The sequence below is a fragment of the Aeromonas sp. s8 genome (genome assembly GCF_040907785.1).
Taxonomy (GTDB): domain Bacteria; phylum Pseudomonadota; class Gammaproteobacteria; order Enterobacterales; family Aeromonadaceae; genus Aeromonas; species Aeromonas veronii.
This window is the reverse complement of record NZ_JBFOCL010000012.1, coordinates 100951-123856: the sequence shown is the minus strand read 5'-3', so window position 1 is coordinate 123856 and position 22906 is coordinate 100951. Positions and strand designations below refer to the sequence as shown.

Genomic DNA, 22906 nt, shown 5'->3' with positions numbered 1-22906 from the left:
CTCATGATGGAAACAGCCATATGCTGAGCACCACGCCTCTTCGACTTTACCTTGATGAAAATCTGCTGCTCTCGCTCCCTACCCTGCAGGTGGCCCCCGGCGAGGTATTGACCCTGATGGGGCCGAGCGGTTGCGGTAAAAGTTCCCTGCTGGCAGGACTGGCAGGAGTACTGCCCGGCGCGCAGACAGGAAATGGCCCGATCCGGCTGGAGGGGGAGATAAGGCTCGGCGAGCGGCCACTCAACACCTTGCCTGCGCAAGCGCGGCGCATCGGCATGCTGTTTCAGGATGACCTGCTGTTTGACCATCTGACGGTGGCGGAGAACCTGATGTTCGGTATGCCTGCGACCATCAAGGGAAAACGTGCGCGGCGGGAAAAGGCACTGACAGCGTTAACGCAGGTCGCGCTGGCGGATCAGGCTGACAAGCTGCCGCAGCTGCTGTCAGGGGGTCAGCGGGCGCGGGTCAGTCTGCTGCGGGCGCTGTTGGCCGAACCCGATGCCCTGCTGCTGGACGAGCCCTTCTCCCGCCTCGACAAGCCGCTGCGAGCAGCCTTTCGCGAGCTGGTGTTCGCGCAGATCAAGGCGCTGGCCATCCCCGCTATTCTGGTGACCCACGATGCGGAAGACGCGCCGGGCACCATACTCAACCTCACCGAATGCCACTGTTAACCGAGGAGTGTTCACCTTGTTTGACCGCCACCTGATCCCCGTGATCCGCAGTCCTCTCACCCAGCTTGCCAAACCGCTCTGCCGCGCCGGGGTCAGTGCCAATCAGGTGAGCCTCACCGGATTTGCCATCGGCATGCTGGCGCTGCCGCTGCTGTCCTTTGGTTGCTATCAGTGGGCACTGGCGGCCATCCTGCTCAACCGGCTGCTGGACGGGCTCGATGGCGCCGTGGCGCGGGAAACCGGCATCACCGATTGCGGCGGCTTTCTCGACATCACGCTCGACTTTATTTTCTACGCCGCCGTGGTGCTGGGCTTTGCCCTCGCCGCCCCCGCCAATGCGCTACCCGCCGCCACCCTGCTGTTTGCCTTTATGGGCACAGGGTCGAGCTTTCTGGCGTTTGCCATCATGGCGGGCAAGCGGGGGATCGACAATCCGGTCTACCACCACAAATCCCTCTACTATCTGGGCGGCCTCACCGAGGGGAGCGAGACCATCGCCCTCTTTGTGCTGATGTGCCTGTGGCCCGCCGCCTTCGCCCCGCTCGCCTACGGCTTTGCCCTGCTCTGCGCCATCACCACCCTGACCCGACTCTGGAGCGGCTACCACACTCTACGTCCCCCCCAGCCCTAAACTGCACAGCCCTCACAGAAGGGCTAATCCATCGCACGATGAATTGGCGGCAAACAAGGCGCACGGAACACTTGCACGGGGATGACAATGTTTTACCATTGCGACACTTTTATCAGTCTCTTTGAGAACCCTATGCGTCGCCTTGCCTCTCTTCTCACTCTGTCATTATTCCCCCTGCTCGGTGGCTGCAGCAGCGCCCCCGCGCCAAACCCCGTGGTCGTCCCCCAGCCCAAGAGCGCCTTTATCAATCAGGCGCCATCCAGCAAACCCGTTTATACACAAGGGGTTAGCAAGGGGGACTTCGCCAATCGCCCCAACGTGGACAGGTTCGTCCAGAAAATGGTCGAGAAGCACGGTTTTGACAACGCCCAGTTGCATCAAGTGCTGGCACAGGCAGAGCGTTACGACTGGATCATCCGCCTGATGGATGCCCAGGCGCCGACTACCGCCAAGCCCACCGGCCCGACCGGCGCCTGGAACCGCTATCGCGCCAAGTTCATCACCCCGGACAACGTACAGAACGGCGTCAACTTCTGGCGTGAATACGCAAGCGAGCTGAACCGGGCGGAGCAGACCTACGGGGTGCCGCCTGAGATCATCGTCGGCATTATCGGGGTCGAGACCCGCTGGGGCCGGGTGATGGGCAAGACCCGCATTCTGGATGCACTGGCCACCCTGGCGTTTGATTACCCGCGCCGGGCCGAGTTCTTCACCAGCGAGCTGGAAGCCTTCCTGGTGATGACCCGCGACGAGGGGATGGATCCCACCGAGCCCAAGGGCTCCTATGCGGGCGCCATGGGCTATGGCCAGTTTATGCCCTCCAGCTTCCAGCGCTATGCGGTGGACTTTGACGGCAACGGCCACACCAACCTGTGGGATCCGGTGGATGCCATCGGCAGCGTCGCCAACTACTTCAAGGCCCATGGCTGGGAGAAAGGCCAACCGGTGGCGGTGCGCGGTCAGGGCCAACTGCCCGGCTACGAGCACGGCTTCCAGACCCGCTACCCGGTCGCCACCCTGCGCCGCGCAGGGCTCACCCCCACCAGCAGCCTGGGCAACCACAGCGAGTCGAGCCTGCTGCGCCTCGATGTCGGCACCGGCTATCAATACTGGTACGGTCTGCCCAACTTCTACACCATCACCCGCTACAACCACAGCACCCACTACGCCATGGCGGTGTGGCAGCTGGGGCTGGCGGTGAAAAAGGCCAAAGGCGGTTACTGAGTCAAGCACTGATTTGCCAACAAAAACGGGCCTGCTGGCCCGTTTTTGTTATTCGTTTTCCAACAACCAGCGTTTGAGCAGTGCCGCTAACTGAGCCTGCTCCGCTTCGGTCAGTGGCGCCAACAGGCGACGCTCGTTGGCCACGTGCAGCTCAACCGCTCGGTCGATAAGCGCTTTGCCCGATTCGGTGAGGCAGACCAGCAGGCTGCGCCGATCGCTGGGCGCCGCTTGCCGCTCTATCAGTCCCCGCTCGGCCAGCTTGTCGAGCCGGGCCGTCATGGCACCCGAACTCAACATGGCCGATTGGTAGAGCACTGTCGGCGTCAGTGGCTCACCCGACCGACGCAGGGTCGCCAAAATGTCGAAGTCCGTGCCAAGCAAGCCGCACTCCTTGAGCTCTTCACTCACCTCACGACCGGCAATTGCCGCCATCCGGGCTACCCGACCCAGCACCCCCATAGGAGAACAGTCGAGATCCGGTCGCTGCCGGGCCCACTGAGCCAGCAGCAGGTCTACATGATCTGATTCCATCGCCAACTACTTATCTTTATATCGAGATACTTGATGATAAATCAATTTGGCGCTAATTTATCTTCACTTAAAGATACTTTATGAAGAGATAAATAATGCCAATGCTGATCGCCTTGCTGGCTCCACTGCTGTGGGGCAGCACCTATGCTGTCGTCAGCCTCTACCTGACTGACTACTCACCCTACTGGGTTGCCGTATGGCGGGCACTGCCTGCTGGGCTGCTCTTGTTACTGTTGCATCCGCGCATGCCGCCTCTGCCCTGGGGCAAGCAGTTCCTGTTGGCGTTTTGCAACATTGCCGCCTTCTTCGCTTTGCTGTTTGTGGCGGCCTTCCGGCTGCCGGGGGCAGTAGCAGGTACACTTGGTGCCACCCTGCCGCTGGTGCTGATGCTACTGGCCTGGTTGCAAGATGGCACACGACCGAGCCTGAAATGGCTACTGCTGGGATTGATGGGGTTGGCTGGGGTATTACTGTTGCTCAACCCCTCTGCCAATCTGGATCCTGTCGGAGTTGCATGCGCCATGCTGGCCACAGTGCTGATCGGCCAATCCAGCCGCTGGATGCGCCACTGGCCGGTAAACGATCTGCTGGCGCTGACCGCCTGGCAATTGCTGCTTGGGGGCTTGATGCTGATCCCGCTCGCCTGGTGGCTAGCTGGCCCAATGCCGTTACCGGATCCGGCCAGTGCGCCGGGATTGCTCTGGTTGATCCTGCTCAACACCGCGCTGGGCTACTGGGCCTGGTTGTGGGGATTAAAGCACCACGGCCCAGAGGTGATGGGCATGCTGGCCATCACCAATCCCATGATGGCTGTGTCGCTTGGGGTATTGATGGTGGGTGAAACCCTGGATGTCAGCCAGTGGATCGGCATCGGGGTGATCCTGCTCTCCCTGTTCCTGATGAAGCTGCCAGCACGCCCCTTTTTCAAACGTTGGCAAGCCCGCCGAGCGAGTACAGGGATCTGTAACGAGGCGTAAACACCAGACCACCTCAACCCGCGCATAAACAAGAGGAGCCATTGCGGCTCCTCTTTTTAGTCAGCGGTCAGTGACTTGAAGGTGGCTTATACTCCAGCCTTGGCCAGTGCCGCAGAGACGATCTGCTGGGCTTCCTGCTGGATAAGGTCGAGGTGCGCGTCGCCCTTGAAGCTCTCCATATAGATCTTGTAGATGGACTCGGTGCCGGAAGGGCGCGCCGCGAACCAGCCGTTCTCGGTCACTACCTTGAGACCACCGATGGCGGCATCGTTGCCCGGCGCCTTGGTCAGCTTGGCGATGATGGGCTCACCCGCCAGAGTTGAGGCTTCTACCAGTGCCGGATCCAGCTTGGAGAGCACCGCTTTCTGGGCGCTGTTGGCCGGGGCGTCGATACGGCGGTAGCTGGAGCGACCAAACTTGGCTTCCAGTGCATCGTAGTGGGACTGCGGATCCTTACCGGTCACCGCCAGAATTTCCGCCGCCAGCAGCGCCAGAATGAAGCCATCCTTGTCGGTGGTCCAGACGGTACCATCTTTGCGCAGGAAGGAGGCGCCCGCGCTCTCCTCGCCACCAAAGCCGAACTCGCCGCTGTAGAGGCCATCCACGAACCACTTGAAGCCGACCGGCACCTCTTTCAGAGTGCGGCCAATCTCGCCGGCAACCCGGTCGATCATGGAAGAGGAGACCAGCGTCTTGCCGACGGCCGCATCGGCAGACCAGCCGGTGCGATGGGTAAACAGATACTGGATTGCCACCGCCAGATAGTGGTTCGGGTTCATCAGGCCCGACTTGGTAACGATACCGTGACGGTCGTAGTCAGGGTCGTTGCCAAGGGCGATGTCGAACTTGTCCTTGAGGGCAATCAGGCTCGCCATGGCGAACGGGCTAGAGCAGTCCATCCGGATCTTGCCGTCTTTATCCAGGGTCATGAAGGAGAAGGTCGGGTCGACCTTGTAGTTCACCACCTCGATATTCAGGCCATAGGTCTTGGCGATGACGTCCCAGTAGGCAACGCCGGAGCCGCCCAGCGGATCGACACCGATCTTGATGCCCGCGTTCTTGATGGCCTCCATATCCAGCACGTTCTTCAGATCATCCACATAAGGGGTGACATAGTCGTGCTCGACCACGAACGGGCTCTTGAGCGCCTCGGCGAACGGCATCCGCCTCACACCGGCCAGACCCGCTTCCAGAATGGTGTTGGCACGGTCCTCCACCCACTTGGTGATCTCCCCTTCGGCGGGGCCACCATGGGGCGGGTTGTACTTGAAGCCACCGTCTTCCGGCGGGTTGTGAGACGGGGTGATCACCACACCGTCAGCGCGGGCAGCAGGCTTGCTGGCCCCTTCTTTGCCAGAGTTGTAGCGCAGGATGGCGTGAGAGATGACCGGGGTCGGGGTAAAACCGAGACCAGCCTGAATGCGGGTCTCGACGCCGTTGGCCGCCAGCACTTCGACGGCGCTGGCAAAGGCGGATTCGGACAGGGCGTGGGTATCCATGCCGACAAACAGCGGGCCAGTGATACCGGCCTGCTGGCGATACTCCACCAGGGCCTGGGTCACCGCCAGAATGTGAGATTCAGTAAAGGCGCTGTGCAAGGCACTGCCACGGTGGCCGGAGGTACCAAAGGCAACCCGCTGCTCGGGGCGGCTCATGTCCGGCTTGTTGAGGTAGTAGGCGCTGACCAGACGGGGGATGTTGGTCAGGTCGCTTAAACGGGCCGGTTGACCGGCGTGGGAATGCTGAGCCATGGCGTTTTCCTTGCGTAATGGCGGCCTTGCCGGGCAAGGCCTGAGTCTTGAAGAATCGTTAAATTGCGCCACACACCTGCGCGATCACCTCTTCGCCATAGCCCATGCTGGCCATCAGCTGGGCCACCATGTTCTGCTTGCGGCTGGTGTTGGTGTTGGTGATCACCCAGAACGGGGTCTCCGGTACCGGCTTGGGCTTGGTGGTGCTGCCACTGGCACGCAGAGCCTCGGGATCCTGCGAGAAATAGACGCGCTTGCGCCCCTTGATTTCGGTGGCCTGGGTAAAGCCTTCCGGGTTATCCCGGTAGAGGGTACTCAGCACCAGCATAAAGCGGTTGATGGACTTCTCTTCTTTTTGCAGCTCACCGGAATCGAGCAGGGCTTGCAGCCCTTGCCGGGTGGCTACCGTACTGGGCTGCGCGACGGCAACGGGCTCGGCAACCGGCACACCTTGGTTAGCAGGCTGTTCCAGCAGACGGCGCAGGATATCGGAGGCACTTTCACCAATGTGCCGGGTCTGGCTGGCGATATAGAAGTAGAGATCGTCATCAAGCTCGATGGTTTTCATAGGGATGCGCTGGACTCGTCGAAATTCGGATGCGGCGATTATACATAGGCAAACCCGACAGCCCAAGCAAGGGGCTGGCAGATGTACATGAATCTCATCGAGAATACGGCATAATAGCGGGCCAAGTGTGTGATCAGCCGCACTGATAGCCGATCCGGACGGGATTTTTTAGAAAAAGAACCACATAAAATCCCAATCCATTGGACGAAATCCTTTTCTTTCCAGTGCGTTAAATAAAACAGCGATACGCACCCACGACCGACAAGGTGTCATTTTGCAACAAAACAGCATATTGAACTTCAAGGAGCAGGGTCAGGGCCCGGCGGTCATTCTGATCCACGGCCTGTTTGGCAGCCTCGATAACCTCGGCCTGCTGGCCCGTGCCCTCTGCGAACAGTACCGGGTCATCAGCGTCGATCTGCGCAACCACGGCGCCTCCTTTCATAGCAGCGAGATGAGCTATCCAGCGCAAGCGGCCGACATCATGACCCTGATGGATCGGCTGAATATTGCCGAAGCCACCCTGATTGGCCACTCGATGGGTGGCAAGGTGGCGATGCAGCTCGCCAAGCTGGCGCCCGCGCGGGTGACCAAGCTGGTGGTGGCCGACATGGCCCCGGTCGCCTATCCCCACTCCCGCCACCAGAATGTCTTTGCCGGACTCAACGCCACACTGCGCACGCCGCCGCAAAACCGCAGTGAAGCGGAAGCCATGCTGGCGCAGCATATCGAGCTCGCCGGGGTGCGCCAGTTTCTGCTCAAATCCTTCGCCAGAGGCGAGCATGGCTGGGGTTGGCGCTTCAATGTGCCCGCCCTTGAGCAAAACTACGCCAACATCATGGGCTGGCCAGAGGATGAGCATCGCTTCGAGGGGCCTGTGCTCTTTATCAAAGGCGGGGATTCTGACTATATGCAGCCCCAATACAGCGAGACGGCACTGGCCCAATTCCCGGCGGCAAAGGTGCGTATCATCGCGGGTACCGGCCACTGGCTGCATGCGGAAAAACCGGCTCTGTTCAACAAATTGGTTGTGGATTTCCTGTCGACAGGCGGTTAACAGTTTCAAATCCTTTGTGATATAGTGCGCCGGTCATAAGGAGTGTGCGCAATCCATGCTAAGTGAACATATCGACCTGATCGAAAGTTTGGGCCTCAAGTTATTCTTTGTGGCCATTTTCATATTGATTGGCCTGGCCATTCAGGACGTGCTCAAGCGCGGCAACGTGCCCCGTTTCGGTCGTTTTATCGTCTGGTTGGTACTGTTTCTGGGTTGTGCGGGTTTTGTCGCCAAGGGGCTGATCGAACTGGGCTGGGAAGGCTCAGGACTCGGCTAACTTATTTTCATCTGTGATGTATGGCCAAACAGCAAACTGATCGAACAACACTGGATCTGTTCGCAAATGAGAAGCGCCCCGGCAGGCCAAAGACCAATCCACTCCCCCGCGAGACCCAGCTCAAGATCAACAAGCGTAACCAGCTTAAGCGCGATCGGGAAAATGGGCTGAAGCGGGTAGAGTTAAAGGTGGAGGCCGAGTTGCTGGAGCGCCTGAACCAACTTGCGTTACAACAGAATATCAGCCGAGCCGAGCTGATCCAATCTATCCTGAAACAACAGATTGAGTCCGCCTTTGCGGTGGACATTGCAGTCTGAGCGTTGAGCATTAACACCAAATACGGGTAACTAAACACTATGGCAAGTGTAGGTCTGTTTTTTGGCAGCGATACCGGTAACACCGAAGCTGTCGCCAAGATGATCCAGAAAGAGCTGGGCAAAAACCTGATTGAAGTCCGTGACATCGCCAAGAGCAGCAAGGCCGACATCGAGAGCTTTGATCTGCTGATGTTCGGCATCCCGACTTGGTACTACGGCGAAGCCCAGGCCGACTGGGACGACTTCTTCCCCGATCTGGGCGAAATCGACTTCACCAACAAGCTGGTCGCCATCTTCGGTTGCGGTGATCAGGAAGACTATTCCGAGTACTTCCTCGACGCCATGGGCACGCTGCGTGACATCGTCGAAGCCAAAGGCGCCATCATCATCGGTCACTGGCCGACTGCCGGCTACGAGTTCGAAGCCTCCAAGGCGCTGGTCGATGACAAGCACTTTGTCGGTCTGGGTATCGATGAAGATCGCCAACCGGAGCTGACCGCCGAGCGCGTCAAGGGCTGGTGCAAGCAGCTGCACGAAGAGATGTGCCTGGGCGAGCTGGAGTAATCCGCTTCCCTTCATTTCTCTGACAACAAGGGCCCCGACGGGGCCCTTGTTGTATCTGCTTGTTGCGATGCCTGCCTTTATTCTTCCCTGTTATTCACCTCTGTGCTCCGGTTTGGCTCGCACATAGAGGGTGCGCTTGACCTGCGCAACCAGTTCACCGCTCTTGTCCTGTACCGTGACCTCGAATTCGGGGAAGTGCTTGTTGCCACCTTCAGTCGCCGCCACGATTTCGGCCAGCTTGCCCTCGGTCAGGTTGAACTCGGCCACCAGCTTGCCCTTGCCCGGCTTGATGTAGTTGATGCTGCCCGCCTTGTCCCAGACGTAGTAGCGATTCTTGAAGTAGCCCATCAGCATCAGCGGATAGATGGGGTCCGTCATGGCAAACATGCTGCCGCCAAACTGGGTGCGGTTGGCGTTCTTGTTCCACCAGCGGGATTTGAGGGTCACCCGGCAGTAGCGAAAGTCATCGCTCAGGGTCTCTATCTTGATACCGGCACCCCAGAAAGGGGGCCAGGCGTTGAGTGCGCGGCGCACCCAGGCCGCATTGTCAAAAAGCCAATCCATGGATCTCATCCGACCAGAAATATGAAAGTTACATCTTATCAACATCTGCCATGCCAGCAAGTCGGACGACACGATTGATTATTTCAATCCAACCGGCCCTTTATGGCTAAACCCCTTGAATTGCTGGGTTTATTTTTAGGGAGGCTACGACCTATAATGACAGGCCAAGCGAGTTCAAGGTTGCCATTCCTGCGGCAGTCCATCAGAATAACCCCACCTTCGAGAATGCGAATAAGTAGAATATGGCAGACAACAACCAAGCGTTAAAAAAGGCCGGGCTCAAGATCACCTTGCCCCGGGTCAAAATCCTGGAAATCCTGCAACAGCCGGACTGCCAGCACACCAGCGCCGAAGATCTCTATAAACGACTGATCGACCTGGGTGAAGAGATTGGTCTCGCTACCGTCTATCGCGTTCTCAACCAGTTTGATGATGCCGGTATCGTTACCCGTCACCACTTCGAAGGTGGCAAGTCGGTATTCGAGCTGGCCACTCAGGAGCACCACGACCACCTGGTTTGCCTCGACTGCGGCAAGGTGATCGAGTTCTCCGACGAAGTGATCGAACAGCGTCAGCGCGAGATCGCCAAGAAATTCAATATCCGTCTCACCAACCACAGCCTCTACCTCTACGGTCATTGTGCTACCGGTGAGTGCAAGCACGACGAATAAGTCAGCCGCGACTTACAGATAACGGACAATAAAAAAGCCAGCTGATGCTGGCTTTTTTATTGTCCGGCGCAGGCCGCTGGCAGCACACAGGGCAGGGTTTCCCCTGCCCTACTGAGTTAGCCTTCTACCTTGCCCCAGGAGTCACGCAGGGCAACGGTGCGGTTGAACACCAGATGCTCCGGGCTGGAGAGCTTGTTGTCGGCGCAGAAGTAACCTTCACGCTCGAACTGGTAAGCCTGCTCCGGCTTGGCGTTTTTGAGCGACGCCTCGACACGGGCCCCCTCGATGATCACCAGGGATTCCGGGTTCAACGCGGCTTCGAAGTCATCCTCGGCGCCCGGGTTCGGCACCTTGAACAGACGATCGTAGAGACGTACTTCCGCTGGCAGGGAGTGAGTGGCGCTGACCCAGTGGATCACCCCTTTCACCTTGCGGCCATCGGCCGGATCCTTGCCCAGAGTCTCGGGATCGTATGAGCAGTAGATGCAGGTGACTTTGCCATCCGCATCTTTCTCGATGCGCTCGGCCTTGATCACATAGGCATTGCGCAGACGCACTTCCTTGCCCAGCACCAGACGCTTGAACTGCTTGTTCGCCTCTTCTTTGAAGTCCGCTTCGTCGATGAAGATTTCGCGGGTAAAGTTCAGCTCCCGGGTACCCATCTCGGCATTGCTCGGGTGGGCCGGGGCAGTCAGCACTTCGTCGGCAGCCAGGTTCTCGATGACCACTTTCACCGGATGCAGCACGGCCATGGCGCGCGGTGCATGCTCGTTGAGGTCTTCGCGGATGCAGGCTTCCAGCATGCTCATCTCGACGATATTGTCCTGCTTGGTGACGCCGATGCGCTTGCAGAACTCGCGGATGGAAGCCGGGGTGTAACCACGACGACGCAGACCGGAGACAGTCAGCATGCGCGGGTCATCCCAACCATCGACGTGCTTCTCGGTCACCAGCAGGTTCAGCTTGCGCTTGGACATGACGGTGTATTCGAGGTTCAGACGAGAGAACTCGTACTGACGCGGATGGCAGTCGATGGTGATGTTGTCCAGCACCCAGTCGTACAGACGACGGTTGTCCTGGAACTCCAGGGTGCAGATGGAGTGGGTGATCCCTTCCAGCGCGTCCGAGATGCAGTGGGTGAAGTCGTACATCGGGTAGATGCACCACTTGTCACCGGTCTGGTGGTGGTGGGCAAACTTGATGCGGTAGATAACCGGATCGCGCATCACCATGAAGGGGGATGCCATGTCGATCTTGGCGCGCAGGCAGGCGGTGCCTTCGGCAAACTCGCCGTTCTTCATCTTGGCAAACAGCGCCAGGTTCTCTTCCACACTGCGATCGCGGAACGGGCTGTTCTTGCCAGCTTCAGTCAGGGTGCCACGGTACTCGCGCATCTGCTCGGGCGTCAGCTCGTCCACATAGGCCAGACCCTTTTCAATCAGCTCGATGGCGTAGCCGTGCAGCTTGTCGAAATAGTCGGAGGAGTAGCAGATCTCGCCATTCCACTGGAAGCCGAGCCACTGTACGTCCTGCTTGATGGACTCTACGTACTCGATATCTTCCTTCACCGGGTTGGTGTCATCGAAACGCAGGTTGCACTGGCCCTGATAGTCGCGGGCGATACCGAAGTTCAGGCAGATGGATTTGGCGTGGCCGATATGGAGATAACCGTTCGGCTCGGGCGGAAAGCGGGTATGCACGCTGCTGTGCTTACCGCTGGCCAGATCTTCATCAATGATCTGACGAATAAAGTTAGTTGGGCTGTTCGCCTGACTCATGGCTCACCTCAAAAAAGCGTCACTGGCGGAAGTTGTGCCGGCTGGCACCCTCATCCCCCCGCCGTCAAGCCGGGTATGATCCCTTATTACGGGCGCTGTCTCAACCTGAATTTGGCACTTCTGGGCCATTTCCCAGCCATTGCACCGCTAAAAACGGCGTGGCTTGGCACATTGCACACTAAATGCATAAAAAAGCCCCGCACTAGGCGGGGCTGAAAGTGATGAAAAACACAAAACAGACAATTACACACAACAAAGGCTCACACGCACAGTCAACCTTTCCCAAACCCGATGCGCCATCGCCCTTGGGAAAGGCGGGTCTTGCGACCCACCTCATGTTAACGGTTGACAGCTATCAGTTCAGTTCTGTGACACGGCTGGTGCGCTTGCCATCGAAGCTGGTGGTACGCAGGTAGACCTTGCCATTCACGCTCGGCTTGGCCGCGGCGTCATAGGCACTCCAGTTGGTACCGTCCAGGCTGTACTGGATGGGCAGACCCGGCAGATCCACGTTCGCTTCCAGCACACCGTTCACTACCTTGGCACCCGGTACGGAGAGGCGGTATTCAACACCGGCCTGATCCAGTTTCGGCAGCACGCGCTGACCCAGTACGTTGGCAAACTGGTTCCACTCTTTGTTGAGGGTGGCCTTGTTGACGAACTTGGTCTCGCCGGAGAACTCACGACCCTTCACATAGTTCAGCTCGAAGCCACCTTTGTGCCAGGCACGCTCGGCCACGGAGAAGATACGCGGGTAGACCATGTACTCGTACTGAGCATCGGTACGCACGGTTTCACTCCACTGCTGACCGGAGATCCCCTTGAACTTGACCGGATCCTGGTCACCCTTGGCCACGAAGGCGTTGCCGTCGCGGTCAACCGAGGTCTCGGCGTTCTGTGGCAGGTTTTCCGGGGCGAAGGCAAACACCTTGCGAGTGTCGTTGAAACGGGTAGCCCAGTAGTAGCCACGCTCGGCCGGGTGTACTTCGTTCGGGAAGTCGAAGTAGAGGTAATCCGGGTTGGACAGCACCACTTGGTAACCCTTGTGCGCCCACTTCATCGCTTCGTTGAAGCCACCCCAGTAGAGGGTTTCCCAGAAGTTGACACGGGTGTTGTCGGTTGCGAAGTCCTTGGCACCGCTGGCGTACTTCAGACCATCTTCCCACGCCTGCAGGGTAGAGAAGCCGCGGTCTTTGACCATCTGGCCCACTTCCTTGGCGAAGTAAACCGGCAGCTCGCCCACTTCCTTGATCTTGCCTTCATCGATCATCTTCTGGCACATCGGGGACTTGCCAAACGGTTTGTCCTGCTTGCTGGAGTCGACGTTACCTTTCCAGGCGACCAGCTCTTCTTTCTTGGTGACGGCCGGATCCTGATAGCCACCGCCCTGCATGATGTTCTTCGCCTCATCACCACCGTAGTGCCATGCGGTCAGCGGCTGACCGGCGGCCTGGTGCATCTGGGCAACTTCATCCATTACCTTGGCCACGAAGGTGGCAGCACCCGGCTGGCAAGGGTTGATGAAGGACATCTTGTCGTAGAACTGGACCGAGGTGACGTTGGAGGTGTCAGCCGGATCAGTCAGACGGAACTGGTTGGCTTCCGCTTCTTTGCCTTCCGCCATCAGACGCTTGTAGCGCGCTTCCATGGAGACCACGGCAGCACGGGCGTGAGCCGGCATGTTGATCTCGGGGATCACGGTCACACCGCGGGCCTTGGCATAACGCACCAGATCCACGTAGTCAGACTTGCTGTAGAAACCGGAACCCTGGTTGTCGCTGGTCGGGCCGGAACCCAGTTGCGGCATCAGGCACTTGGTTTCGGACTCGTCGTGGCAACGCTGGCTACCGACCTGGGTCAGCTCCGGCAGACCCGGGATCTCCAGACGCCAGCCTTCATCGTTGGTCAGGCCAAGGTGCAGCACGTTGAGCTTCATGGCAGACATCTGGTCAACCAGCTTCTTCATGGTATCCAGACTGCGGAAGTGGCGGGCCACGTCGGTCTGCATGCCACGGTATTCAAAGCGCGGCGCATCCTCGACGGTCATCGGGCTCACCAGCTTGTCATCAACACCCAGCAGGGAGATCAGGGATTGTGCCCCCCAGAATGCCCCGTCGATGTCGCGACCCTGGATTACGGTGCCCTTCTGACCGATGGTCATGTCATAGCCTTCAGCCTGCTTGAGCTTGCTGCCGAGCTTGATGGTCACCGGGTAGCCGGTGTCGGAGAGGGTAACACCCAGCTTGGTCAGTTGAGCCTTCAGGGCATCGGCGCGATCGCTCGGCAAGTCCAGGGCATTGAGCTTGATGGTAGAGAAGTCGATTTGCGGACCAGCTTTGACTACCTGCTTCATCGGGGTCGGCAGGATCTGGTTGTCAATCTTGCCAGCCGGCAGCAGGGTGCTGGTCTGGTTGGCCGCGAAACGGGTCTCGCTATTCATCAGGATGTTCTTGTCATCCTTGGTGCGCTTCCAGCCATCAGCCGGCATCGGCTTCTCGTAGGTGCTGGCATCATTGATGTTGCTCATGCTGGCCAGTACTTTCGGCTCGGCACCTTCGCTGGCGACATACCAGTTCGGCATGATGTCAGATTCGAACAGTACCCAGTATTCCACCACCAGCGGCACTTCGACCGTGGCATCCTTGGCAAAGCCCTGGAACTTCTCGGTTGGCGTCAAACGATAGAGATCGCCGGTCAGGTGAGTGATGGTGAACTGGTCGTTATCCACACGCTGGATACGACGGATGGAGGAGACGTAGATGCTCCAGTCTTTGGAGGTGACGTCCGCACCGGTATTGGTCAGGTGCAGCTTGGCAACGCCACAGCTCGCCCACTCGGAACCGAGTGCCTGGCAATCGAGGCCGGCACCGGCACCATCGTTGGTGACCACTTCATACTTGACCACCAGGTTGTTGGCGAGGGAGTCGACCACGGCCTGCTTGGCGGCATCGGCTGCCTGGACCTGGCTGACAAAAACGGTAGACATGGCAATGGCTAACAGAGAATGTTTCAAGTTCATAACTGCTGCTCTCATTTGAAGTAAAGGTTGGATTTTCTTGGCTTTTTTATATGGGGCCCCTGAGCGGGGCCCTTAGTTATGTCAACAATGGACTTAGACTTGAGGTGAGCGAGTCGCTCGATTAACGCAGGGCTTTCATCTCACCGGCGATGATTTCGGCCAATGGGCCCAGAATCACCTGCAGGTTCTGCTCACCGAGTTTGACCACACCGGCCGCACCCAGGGCTTTCAGCTTGCGCTCATCGACGATGCTGCGGTCTTTCAGAGTCAGACGCAGACGGGTGATGCAGGCATCGATGGAGACCAGGTTCTCTTGACCACCCAGCACTTCCAGGTATTGCTTGGCCAGCTCGGTACGGTTGGTAGATTGAGCGGCAGCCGGAGCAGTATCTTCGTCATCTTCACAACCCGGGGTTTTCAGGTTCAGCTTGGCAATCACTACGCGGAACACGGTGTAGTAGAGGCCGAAGAAGACCAGACCCTGAGGGATCAGCATGTACCAGTTGGTCGCCAGCGGGTTACGGCTGGAGAGCACCATATCCACCAGACCGGCACTGAAACCGAAACCGGCCATCCACTGCATGGAGGCAGCGATGAACACGGAGATACCGGTCAGTACGGCGTGGATGACATACAGTACCGGCGCCACGAACATGAAGGAGAACTCGAGCGGCTCGGTTACACCGGTGAAGAAGGAAGCAAAGGCAGCTGCGATCATGATAGAGGCAACTTTCTCTTTGTTCTCTTTCTTGGCGGAGTGGTAGATGGCCAGCGCAGCACCCGGCAGACCGAACATCATGATGGGGAAGAAGCCAGCCTGGTACATACCGACCACGCCTTTCACCTGCTCCAGGCTCTTGCCAGCGGCCAGAGCGGCATCGATGGTAGCCTGACCACCCAGGAAGTTCGGGATGTCGTTGATACCGGCCACGTTGAACCAGAACACGGAGTTCAGGGCGTGGTGCAGACCGATCGGGATCAGCAGACGGTTGAAGAAGGCGTAGATACCGGCACCGGTAGAGCCCAGGCTCACGATGGACTCACCGAAGGAGACCAGACCACCGTAGATTGCCGGCCATACGGCCATCAGGATGAAGGATACGACGATCATCACGACGGAGGTTACGATCGGTACCAGACGACGACCGGAGAAGAAGGAGAGTGCCTTGTGCAGCTCGACGCTGCTGAAGCGGTTGTACAGCTCAGCGGCGATAACACCACACAGGATACCCACGAACTGGTTGCTGATCTTGGCAAACGCGGCAGGAACCTGCTCCACCGGGATGCTCTTGATCTGGGCCACAGCGCCCGGGCTCAGCAGGGTGGTAACGACCAGGAAGCCGACCAGACCTGCCAGGGCAGCAGAACCGTCTTTATCCTTGGACATACCGTAAGCGACACCGACTGCGAACAGTACGGACATGTTATCGATAATGGCTGCGCCCGCTTTAATCAGGAAGGCAGCCAGCGCACTGTCACCACCCCAACCATTCGGGTCAATCCAGTAGCCAACCCCCATCAGGATCGCTGCGGCAGGCAATACCGCTACCGGCACCATCAGGGCACGGCCGATCTTTTGCAAATAACCGAGAATGTTCACGGTTCCTCTCCTTAGTTAATGTTTTTCTAGAAATTAAGTGCTTATCACGTTTGACGCATAAGCCATCAAGGCTTGATTGGCAGTCTAGGGCTTTTATTTCGCTGCGCAAATTAATAAACCGATAATCGTGATCGTTATCACCCAAACAAGATAAAGGTGGTGGATAGATGTGGCTTAGTTCGCAATCTTTATTTACGCTATAAAACAACTTGAATCCGTCTTAGCCAATTGCCACCGCCAAACCGGTCGCAACCCGACACAGAGGTATCCCATATGCGCCTGATCCCGTTGAAATCTGCCAGCCAAGTAGGCCTGTGGTCTGCTCGTTACATCGTTGACCGCATCAACGCGTTCAAGCCGACCAGCGATCGCCCTTTCGTACTGGGCCTGCCCACCGGTGGCACCCCGCTCAACACCTACAAGCGCCTGATCGAGTTGCACAAAGCCGGTGAAGTGAGCTTCCAGAACGTGGTCACCTTCAACATGGACGAGTACGTCGGCCTGCCGGAAGATCACCCGGAGAGCTACCACAGCTTCATGCACAACAACTTCTTCAGCCACATCGACATTCGTCCCGAGAACATCAACATCCTCAACGGCAATGCCGAGGATCTGGTGGCCGAGTGCAAGCGCTACGAAGACAAAATCAAGTCCTACGGCAAGATCCACCTGTTCATGGGTGGCGTGGGTAACGACGGCCACATCGCATTCAACGAGCCGGCTTCTTCCCTCTCCTCCCGCACCCGGGTCAAGACCCTGACCGAAGACACCCGCATCGCCAACTCCCGCTTCTTCGGTGGCGACATGGAGCAGGTGCCCAAGCTGGCCCTGACCGTGGGTGTCGGCACCCTGATGGATGCGGAAGAGATCATGATCTTGGTCACCGGTCACGGCAAGGCACTGGCCCTGCAGGCCGCCGTGGAAGGCAGCGTCAACCACATGTGGACCATCTCCACCCTGCAACTGCATCCGAAGGGAATGATGGTGTGCGACGAGCCCTCCACTATGGAGCTCAAGGTCAAGACCGTTCGCTACTTCCAGCAGCTGGAAGCCGCCAACATCGGCCGTCTGTAAGGAGTCGTCATGTACGCATTGACCAACTGCACCCTCTACACCGGCAGCTGCGTGCTGACCGGTTACGGGGTGCTTATCGAGGGCGACAAGATTGTCGCCATCTCTCACCTGGCCGAATTGCCTGCGGGCATCAAGCAGATTGACCTCAAAGGCGCCAACCTGACCGCCGGTTTTATCGATGTGCAGCTCAACGGCTGTGGCGGGGTGATGTTCAACACCGAGATCACGGTCGAGACCCTGGCAACCATGCAGGCGGCCAACCTCAAATCCGGTACCACCAGCTTCCTTCCGACCCTGATCACCAGTCCGGATGCGGACATGAAGCAGGCCGTTGCGGTGACCCGCGATTACATGGCTGCACACCCCAACGAGGTGCTGGGCGTCCATCTGGAAGGGCCTTACACCAACCTCAAGCGCAAGGGGATCCACCCTGCCGCGCAAATTCGCCAGCCAGCGGACGAGATGATCGACTTCTTCTGCGCCAACGCGGATGCCATCACCAAGATCACCCTTGCTCCGGAGCGCAACGAGCCGGCCCATATCCGCCGTCTGGTGGAAGCGGGCATTCTGGTCTCGGCCGGTCACACTGCCGCCAGTTACGATCAGGCCATGGCCGGGTTCGATAACGGTATTCGCTTTGCGACCCACCTCTACAACGCCATGACTCCGACCCTCAACGGTCGCGAGCCGGGCGTCGTGGGCGCCATCTACGATCGCAAGGATGTCTACGCGGGCATCATCGTCGATGGCCACCATGTGCACTGGGCCAACGTGCGTCTGGCTCACAAGGCGCTGGGGGAGCGACTGGTGCTGGTCACCGATGCCACCGCAGCAGCCGGTGCGCCGGAAGGCTTTGAGAAATTTGATTTTTGTGGCACCACCGTCTTTTTACGCGATGGTCAGTGTGTCGACGAGAATGGTACACTCGGCGGTTCCTCCCTCACCATGATTGAGGGGGTGGAAAATCTGGTCAAGCAGGTCGGATTACCGCTCGATGAAGCACTGAGAATGGCCAGCCTCTACCCCGCTCGCGCCATTGGATGGGACTCACGTCTCGGTAGTATCCAGGTCGGTAAAGTAGCCAACCTCACTGTCTTCGATCAGGACTTCACGGTCCGTGGGACCGTGGTTAACGGACACTACACACAACAGTGACATCATGACTGGCGGACAAATAGCAAACGTAGATCTTATCAAGCAGGTCAACAGTGCAGCCGTATATCGGCTCATCGACCTGCAAGGCCCCATCTCCCGGGTCAAGATTGCCGAGTTGAGTCAGCTGGCCCCGGCCAGCGTGACCAAAATAACCCGGCAACTGATCGAGCATGGCCTGATCAAGGAGACCTCTCCGCAAGCCTCAACCGGCGGGCGGCGTGCCATCTCCCTGACCACCATCAAACATCGCTTTCAGTTTGTCTCTGCCAAGCTGGGCCGCGGCTACCTGCAACTGAGTCTCTATGACCTCGATGGCAAGGAGCTCGACCAGCACGTCATTCAGGTGACCGAGATCGACCAGCAACCCGTGGTCGACATGCTGCTGCGAGAGATTGGCGCCTTTATCGATGCCAACCGCGAACGTTGTCGCAACCTCATCAGCATCGCGCTGACCATGCCGGGTCTGGTCAACCCGGAATCCGGCATGGTCATCTACACCCCCAAGTACCAGATCCGTAATCTGGGGTTGGCGAAGCTGCTTGAGAACCACTTCAACCTCCCCTGCTACGTGGGCAACGACACCCGCTCGCTGGCGCTGGCCGAACACTTCTTCGGTGAGTCCCGCGACTGCATGGACTCCATTCTGGTGAGTGTCCACCAGGGGACGGGCTCGGGGATCATCACCAAGGGGCAGGTGTTCCTCGGTCAGAACCGCAACGTCGGCGAGATCGGCCATATCCAGGTCGAGCCACTCGGCAAGCGCTGTCACTGTGGCAACTTCGGCTGCCTCGAGACCATCGCCTCCAACGAAGCGATCATCGACAAGGTGAAGGAGCTCATCAGCCGCGGTCACCAGAGCGCGCTGCAAGAGAAGCACATCACCATTCAGGAAGTGTGCAAGGCGGCGCTGGCGGGCGATGAACTGGCCCGCAGCGTGATCGAGAACGTGGGTGAGCATCTGGGACGAGCGGTAGCGATTACGGTCAACCTGTTCAACCCGCAGAAGGTGCTGATCGCCGGCGAAATCACCGCCGCCGAAGAGATCCTCTTCCCGGCCATCCGTCGCTGTGTCGAGCATCAATCACTTCCGAGCTTCCACCGTGGCCTGCCCATCGTGAAAGCCCGCTTCCAGAACCAGCCGACCTATGGCGGCTTTGCACTGGTCAAGCGCGCCCTGCTGGAGGGAGATCTGCTGCAGATCATCATGGAGCAGAAGTAAGACGCTGATCTTGCGAGATAACAAAACGGCAGCCAGTGGCTGCCGTTTTCTATTGTGTGCTTGCTGGCGGTTTAGCCCGCCCGACATGGCTTGAACAGATCCAGCTTGTTGTCGTAAACACGGGTCTGCACATCCATGATCCCCAGCATGGAGTGAAAGAGGTTGTCATGGGAGAAGCGCTGGCTGCTCGCCTCCGCCGCCAGGCAACCCATATCCAGCTGGCGATCGGCCTGCAACTGAGGCGAGAACCAGGTCAGCAGCGGCACCCGGGTCTGATCATCCGGCGCGAACTTGTATGGCGTACCGTGCAGATAGAGTCCCATGGCCCCCAGGGATTCGCCGTGATCGGAGAGATAGACCAGTCCCACATCGTACTGGCTCTCCAGCGACTTGAGCTTGTCGATCAGCAGCCCCACCACCTTGTCGGTGTAGCGGATGGTGTTGTCATAGGTGTTGACCAGCTCTTCGTTGCTGCAGTTTTCGATGTCGCTACGCGGGCAGTCCGGCATAAAGACGCGCTCGCTGGCAGGGTAACGGCGGAAATAGGTCGGGCCATGGCTGCCCATCAGGTGAAAAGCCACCAGCTTGTTGCCCTTCATGCCGGCAATCTGCTGATCCAGCCCCTCCAGCAGCACCTCGTCATAACAAGACTCCCCCTGACAGAGCGCAGGATAGGATTTGGGAAGGATCTCGATGGTCGGCACATTGCGACACACCCCTTTGCAGCCGCCATCGTTCTCTTTCCACAATACCGAGACTCCGGCATGTTGCAGCACATCGAGCAGGCCGTCACGGGAGCTGGCGAGCTGGTCATCGTAACCACGGCGCGTGAGGTTGGAGAACATGCAGGGCACCGAGACGGCGGTGGCCGTGCCGCAGGAGCGCACATCTTTGAACGACACCACCCCCTGCTCTTTTGCCGTAAAGCTGTTGGTCGCCTTGCCATACCCGTTAAGGGAGTAGTTCTGGCTGCGCGCCGTCTCCCCCACCACCAGGAACATCAAAGTCGGCTTGCTTCCCCGGGCCACCACCCTGGCATCGGTCCCCAACTGCTGGTAAGGGATCGGCGTGGCAAACAGCACATCCCGCCCATATTTGTAGAGGCCGTGCACATAGTTGGCAGGCACAATCTCTTTGGCCAGAGACTTGTTGTTGCGCCCGACCGAGGCGTAATCCTGATAGTAAAGTGCCGCGACGCCCCCGATAAACAGCAGAGAGATAGCCAGTGCACCAGCCCGCAACGCCACCCCCTGATACCAGCGGGCCGGATAGCGGATCCGCAGTGACCAGAGCACCAGAACAGGCAGCAGCCCGGTCAGCAGAAACCAGAGCGCAACCGAGCCATTCAAATAGGCCCCCGCCTCACCACTGTTGGTCTCCACTATGTTCTGGATCATGCCTGCATCAAAGATGACGCCGTATTTGAGCATGGCGTAGCTGACGATGGAGCCAGTCAGAATAAGCACGGTAAAAAAGGGCTTGAGCACAAACCGGAACGTGAAGGGAATAAACACGGCATTGAGCGCCGCGATCAGCACCAGCGGGATCGAGATGGCAAATCCGGCTTTGACATGGGTCAGGGCGCTGAGCACCGTATAGAAATGCAAAAAGACTGGCCAGTTCAGTACCAGGGCGAAAAAGAACACCAGCAACAGATTGGTCTGCAGTACACCGAGAGTTACACGCATAAACAACTCCTACATACCGGCCTGCAGTGCAGCGGGCCGGCCAAGCCAACAAAAACGACGGGGCCAGCGTAGGAAGTAAAACTTAAGCGCGAATTAAGAGGAGAAGCACGGCGCTCGTGCGCCCCATCACAGCACGGGGTACTCCGCAGCCCCGAAATGGATTTTTAGTTGTCTATCCATCGGATTTTGCTAGCTTGTTGAGTAGGCATTCACGAAATGCAGGTTAACCGATGGCACTGATCCAAGCCTCGATAGAGCAATTGAGAGTAGGCCACTATATCCATCTCCCCACGGGATGGACCAACCACCCGTTTATGTTCAATACCTTCAAGATCAAGGACCAGCAGCAACTCGACATTCTCCGTCATCTTGATCTCACCTTGCTGATGGTCGACCCCGACAAGAGCGATCTGCCCATCGAGCCGCTGCTGCGCGGCGATATCCCGGATGCCGGGCCCGACCTTGACGAGCTGGAAGAGCTGATTGCCTCGGGCCCGCCCCCCTTTGACGAGAAAGCCTTTCGCCGCTCCATGCGCGCCGCCGACAAAGCCTTTGGCCAATCCATGAGCGAGCTGCGCGATGCACTCGGGGCGCTGAACCTCAAACCGGATGAGGGACTGGCCAACACAGCCCAGATCGTCCGTAATGCCGCCTTCACCCTCAGTCAGCATGAAGGGCCTCTCGGGCTCCACCTTATTCGCAGCCCCCACACCGATATCCTGCTGCAACACAGCCTCAACGTCGCCTTTATCGCCATGCTGATGGCACGCGAACTCGGCATGAACCCCATCGAGATTGAGGAGACGGGACTTGCGGGACTTATCCACGACATCGGCGAACTGAAAATCCCGAGCCAGATCACCCAAAAACGCGGGGATCTCAACAAGGCCGAGCAGAACTTCCTCAATATGCATCCCCAGTACGGATTTGACATGCTGACCCAGCTCAACGCCTTTGAACCGAAAATCCGTCAGGTCGCCCATCTGCACCACGAGCGGCTAGACGGCAGCGGTTATCCGCTCGGGATCAAGGGCGGGGAGATCCCGCCGCTGGCGCGGTTGATCGGGCTGGTCGACTTCTACGACGAGCTGCTCCATCCCCGCAACAGCGGCAACCCGGCCGCGCCGAGTCAGGCCATCAGCCAGCTCTATAAGTTATCCCAGAAAAAGTTCGACCAGAATCTGGTCAAGTTGCTGGTCAAGGTGCTGGGGGTCTATCCGCCGGGATCACTGGTGAAACTCTCCGACGAGAGCATCGCGCTGGTGCTCTCTACCGAACCCACCATGCCCCTCAAGCCGAAGATCCTGCCCTATATCAAGGCCCAGCGGCCGGAAGCCGTCGCCATGATCGATCTGCGGGAAGATGAACGCACCATCACTGCTTTTATCAAACAGGAAGAGCTGGATGAGGGACAACGGCAGTTCTTCAACCTGACCCGCCGCTTCTGCTACTACTTTGCATTCTGAGTTATCCCCAGAAGCTGGGGATAACTCATTGGACAAACCGGAATAATTGCTCAAACCCCCATCAGAAGGTTGCCAACTGACCATGTATAAAAAACGCCCAGCCA

21 protein-coding genes are annotated in these 22906 nt (G+C 58.4%); 13 read left to right on the top strand and 8 right to left on the bottom strand.

Annotation, left to right across the window (positions count from 1 at the left end):
- The first annotated feature begins 20 nt into the window (after positions 1-20).
- From AB5Y86_RS03360 to mltB, 3 genes are all read left to right on the top strand, one after another.
- Positions 21-671 (top strand): ATP-binding cassette domain-containing protein, encoded by a 651-nt coding sequence (locus AB5Y86_RS03360; protein ID WP_368192137.1) that lies wholly within the window; start codon positions 21-23, stop codon positions 669-671.
- A 16-nt stretch (positions 672-687) separates the two neighbouring features.
- Complete coding sequence (locus tag AB5Y86_RS03355) at positions 688-1302, top strand: CDP-alcohol phosphatidyltransferase family protein (protein WP_368192136.1); 615 nt, start codon at positions 688-690, stop codon at positions 1300-1302.
- A gap of 132 nt (positions 1303-1434) precedes the next feature.
- Entirely contained in the window at positions 1435-2526 is a 1092-nt protein-coding gene (gene mltB, locus AB5Y86_RS03350; RefSeq protein ID WP_368192135.1) for a lytic murein transglycosylase B, read from the top strand.
- A gap of 48 nt (positions 2527-2574) precedes the next feature.
- On the opposite strand, the gene AB5Y86_RS03345 is transcribed toward mltB, so the two are convergent.
- Complete coding sequence (locus AB5Y86_RS03345; RefSeq protein ID WP_005334289.1) at positions 2575-3057, bottom strand: MarR family winged helix-turn-helix transcriptional regulator; 483 nt, start codon at positions 3055-3057, stop codon at positions 2575-2577.
- A 95-nt stretch (positions 3058-3152) separates the two neighbouring features.
- Between AB5Y86_RS03345 and AB5Y86_RS03340 the strand changes: the two genes are divergently transcribed.
- Positions 3153-4034, top strand: coding sequence for a DMT family transporter (locus tag AB5Y86_RS03340; RefSeq protein ID WP_368192134.1), 882 nt, complete (start codon positions 3153-3155; stop codon positions 4032-4034).
- A gap of 86 nt (positions 4035-4120) precedes the next feature.
- On the opposite strand, the gene pgm is transcribed toward AB5Y86_RS03340, so the two are convergent.
- Both pgm and seqA read right to left on the bottom strand, forming a co-directional pair.
- Complete coding sequence (gene pgm, locus AB5Y86_RS03335; protein ID WP_368192133.1) at positions 4121-5785, bottom strand: phosphoglucomutase (alpha-D-glucose-1,6-bisphosphate-dependent); 1665 nt, start codon at positions 5783-5785, stop codon at positions 4121-4123.
- Positions 5786-5843: 58 nt separating this feature from the next.
- Positions 5844-6353 carry a replication initiation negative regulator SeqA gene (gene seqA, locus AB5Y86_RS03330; protein ID WP_236268516.1) on the bottom strand — a complete coding sequence of 170 codons (510 nt, stop codon included), beginning with the start codon at positions 6351-6353 and terminating at the stop codon, positions 5844-5846.
- 274 nt (positions 6354-6627) lie between these two features.
- Here seqA and AB5Y86_RS03325 point away from each other — a divergent pair, with 274 nt between their 5' ends.
- The 4 genes from AB5Y86_RS03325 to fldA are packed head-to-tail and all read left to right on the top strand — an operon-like array spanning position 6628 to position 8568.
- The gene (locus AB5Y86_RS03325) at positions 6628-7410 is read left to right on the top strand and encodes an alpha/beta fold hydrolase (RefSeq protein WP_368192132.1); all 783 of its coding nucleotides are present in this window, start codon (positions 6628-6630) and stop codon (positions 7408-7410) included.
- 55 nt (positions 7411-7465) lie between these two features.
- Entirely contained in the window at positions 7466-7687 is a 222-nt protein-coding gene (locus AB5Y86_RS03320; protein ID WP_005334296.1) for a DUF2788 domain-containing protein, read from the top strand.
- Between the two features lie 20 nt (positions 7688-7707).
- Positions 7708-8004, top strand: a complete 297-nt coding sequence (ybfE, locus tag AB5Y86_RS03315; RefSeq protein WP_005334297.1) for a LexA regulated protein — start codon at positions 7708-7710, stop codon at positions 8002-8004.
- Between the two features lie 39 nt (positions 8005-8043).
- On the top strand, positions 8044-8568 hold the full coding sequence (gene fldA, locus AB5Y86_RS03310; RefSeq protein ID WP_005334298.1) for a flavodoxin FldA: 525 nt from the start codon (positions 8044-8046) through the stop codon (positions 8566-8568).
- 90 nt (positions 8569-8658) lie between these two features.
- Here fldA and AB5Y86_RS03305 read toward each other — a convergent pair whose 3' ends face one another.
- Positions 8659-9132 (bottom strand): DUF4442 domain-containing protein, encoded by a 474-nt coding sequence (locus AB5Y86_RS03305; RefSeq protein WP_005334300.1) that lies wholly within the window; start codon positions 9130-9132, stop codon positions 8659-8661.
- Positions 9133-9374: 242 nt separating this feature from the next.
- Here AB5Y86_RS03305 and fur point away from each other — a divergent pair, with 242 nt between their 5' ends.
- Entirely contained in the window at positions 9375-9803 is a 429-nt protein-coding gene (gene fur / locus AB5Y86_RS03300) for a ferric iron uptake transcriptional regulator (protein ID WP_005334301.1), read from the top strand.
- 116 nt (positions 9804-9919) lie between these two features.
- Here fur and glnS read toward each other — a convergent pair whose 3' ends face one another.
- From glnS to nagE, 3 genes are all read right to left on the bottom strand, one after another.
- Positions 9920-11581: a glutamine--tRNA ligase gene (gene glnS / locus AB5Y86_RS03295; RefSeq protein ID WP_005334302.1), complete on the bottom strand. Its 1662-nt coding sequence runs from the start codon at positions 11579-11581 to the stop codon at positions 9920-9922.
- Between the two features lie 355 nt (positions 11582-11936).
- Positions 11937-14600 (bottom strand): beta-N-acetylhexosaminidase, encoded by a 2664-nt coding sequence (locus AB5Y86_RS03290; protein ID WP_201903730.1) that lies wholly within the window; start codon positions 14598-14600, stop codon positions 11937-11939.
- 121 nt (positions 14601-14721) lie between these two features.
- Entirely contained in the window at positions 14722-16200 is a 1479-nt protein-coding gene (nagE, locus tag AB5Y86_RS03285; RefSeq protein ID WP_368192131.1) for an N-acetylglucosamine-specific PTS transporter subunit IIBC, read from the bottom strand.
- Positions 16201-16473: 273 nt separating this feature from the next.
- Here nagE and nagB point away from each other — a divergent pair, with 273 nt between their 5' ends.
- The 3 genes from nagB to AB5Y86_RS03270 are packed head-to-tail and all read left to right on the top strand — an operon-like array spanning position 16474 to position 19648.
- On the top strand, positions 16474-17274 hold the full coding sequence (nagB, locus tag AB5Y86_RS03280; RefSeq protein WP_005334308.1) for a glucosamine-6-phosphate deaminase: 801 nt from the start codon (positions 16474-16476) through the stop codon (positions 17272-17274).
- A 9-nt stretch (positions 17275-17283) separates the two neighbouring features.
- Positions 17284-18429 (top strand): N-acetylglucosamine-6-phosphate deacetylase, encoded by a 1146-nt coding sequence (gene nagA, locus AB5Y86_RS03275; RefSeq protein WP_216977396.1) that lies wholly within the window; start codon positions 17284-17286, stop codon positions 18427-18429.
- A gap of 4 nt (positions 18430-18433) precedes the next feature.
- Positions 18434-19648: an ROK family protein gene (locus AB5Y86_RS03270; RefSeq protein ID WP_005334312.1), complete on the top strand. Its 1215-nt coding sequence runs from the start codon at positions 18434-18436 to the stop codon at positions 19646-19648.
- Positions 19649-19719: 71 nt separating this feature from the next.
- Here AB5Y86_RS03270 and AB5Y86_RS03265 read toward each other — a convergent pair whose 3' ends face one another.
- Positions 19720-21336 carry a phosphoethanolamine transferase gene (locus AB5Y86_RS03265; RefSeq protein ID WP_368192130.1) on the bottom strand — a complete coding sequence of 539 codons (1617 nt, stop codon included), beginning with the start codon at positions 21334-21336 and terminating at the stop codon, positions 19720-19722.
- Positions 21337-21566: 230 nt separating this feature from the next.
- On the opposite strand from AB5Y86_RS03265, the gene AB5Y86_RS03260 reads away from it, so the two are divergent.
- Entirely contained in the window at positions 21567-22802 is a 1236-nt protein-coding gene (locus tag AB5Y86_RS03260; protein WP_042080247.1) for an HD-GYP domain-containing protein, read from the top strand.
- Positions 22803-22906: the final 104 nt, after the last annotated feature.

What these genes read in the sequence shown, in the direction of transcription:
- AB5Y86_RS03360 (WP_368192137.1), top strand. Translation starts at nt 21, where the DNA reads ATGCTGAGCACCACGCCTCTTCGACTTTACCTTGATGAAAATCTGCTG.
- mltB (WP_368192135.1), top strand. Translation starts at nt 1,435, where the DNA reads ATGCGTCGCCTTGCCTCTCTTCTCACTCTGTCATTATTCCCCCTGCTC.
- AB5Y86_RS03345 (WP_005334289.1), bottom strand. Translation starts at nt 3,057, where the DNA reads ATGGAATCAGATCATGTAGACCTGCTGCTGGCTCAGTGGGCCCGGCAG.
- AB5Y86_RS03340 (WP_368192134.1), top strand. Translation starts at nt 3,153, where the DNA reads ATGCCAATGCTGATCGCCTTGCTGGCTCCACTGCTGTGGGGCAGCACC.
- pgm (WP_368192133.1), bottom strand. Translation starts at nt 5,785, where the DNA reads ATGGCTCAGCATTCCCACGCCGGTCAACCGGCCCGTTTAAGCGACCTG.
- seqA (WP_236268516.1), bottom strand. Translation starts at nt 6,353, where the DNA reads ATGAAAACCATCGAGCTTGATGACGATCTCTACTTCTATATCGCCAGC.
- AB5Y86_RS03320 (WP_005334296.1), top strand. Translation starts at nt 7,466, where the DNA reads ATGCTAAGTGAACATATCGACCTGATCGAAAGTTTGGGCCTCAAGTTA.
- ybfE (WP_005334297.1), top strand. Translation starts at nt 7,708, where the DNA reads ATGGCCAAACAGCAAACTGATCGAACAACACTGGATCTGTTCGCAAAT.
- fldA (WP_005334298.1), top strand. Translation starts at nt 8,044, where the DNA reads ATGGCAAGTGTAGGTCTGTTTTTTGGCAGCGATACCGGTAACACCGAA.
- AB5Y86_RS03305 (WP_005334300.1), bottom strand. Translation starts at nt 9,132, where the DNA reads ATGGATTGGCTTTTTGACAATGCGGCCTGGGTGCGCCGCGCACTCAAC.
- fur (WP_005334301.1), top strand. Translation starts at nt 9,375, where the DNA reads ATGGCAGACAACAACCAAGCGTTAAAAAAGGCCGGGCTCAAGATCACC.
- glnS (WP_005334302.1), bottom strand. Translation starts at nt 11,581, where the DNA reads ATGAGTCAGGCGAACAGCCCAACTAACTTTATTCGTCAGATCATTGAT.
- AB5Y86_RS03290 (WP_201903730.1), bottom strand. Translation starts at nt 14,600, where the DNA reads ATGAACTTGAAACATTCTCTGTTAGCCATTGCCATGTCTACCGTTTTT.
- nagB (WP_005334308.1), top strand. Translation starts at nt 16,474, where the DNA reads ATGCGCCTGATCCCGTTGAAATCTGCCAGCCAAGTAGGCCTGTGGTCT.
- nagA (WP_216977396.1), top strand. Translation starts at nt 17,284, where the DNA reads ATGTACGCATTGACCAACTGCACCCTCTACACCGGCAGCTGCGTGCTG.
- AB5Y86_RS03270 (WP_005334312.1), top strand. Translation starts at nt 18,434, where the DNA reads ATGACTGGCGGACAAATAGCAAACGTAGATCTTATCAAGCAGGTCAAC.
- AB5Y86_RS03265 (WP_368192130.1), bottom strand. Translation starts at nt 21,336, where the DNA reads ATGCGTGTAACTCTCGGTGTACTGCAGACCAATCTGTTGCTGGTGTTC.
- AB5Y86_RS03260 (WP_042080247.1), top strand. Translation starts at nt 21,567, where the DNA reads ATGGCACTGATCCAAGCCTCGATAGAGCAATTGAGAGTAGGCCACTAT.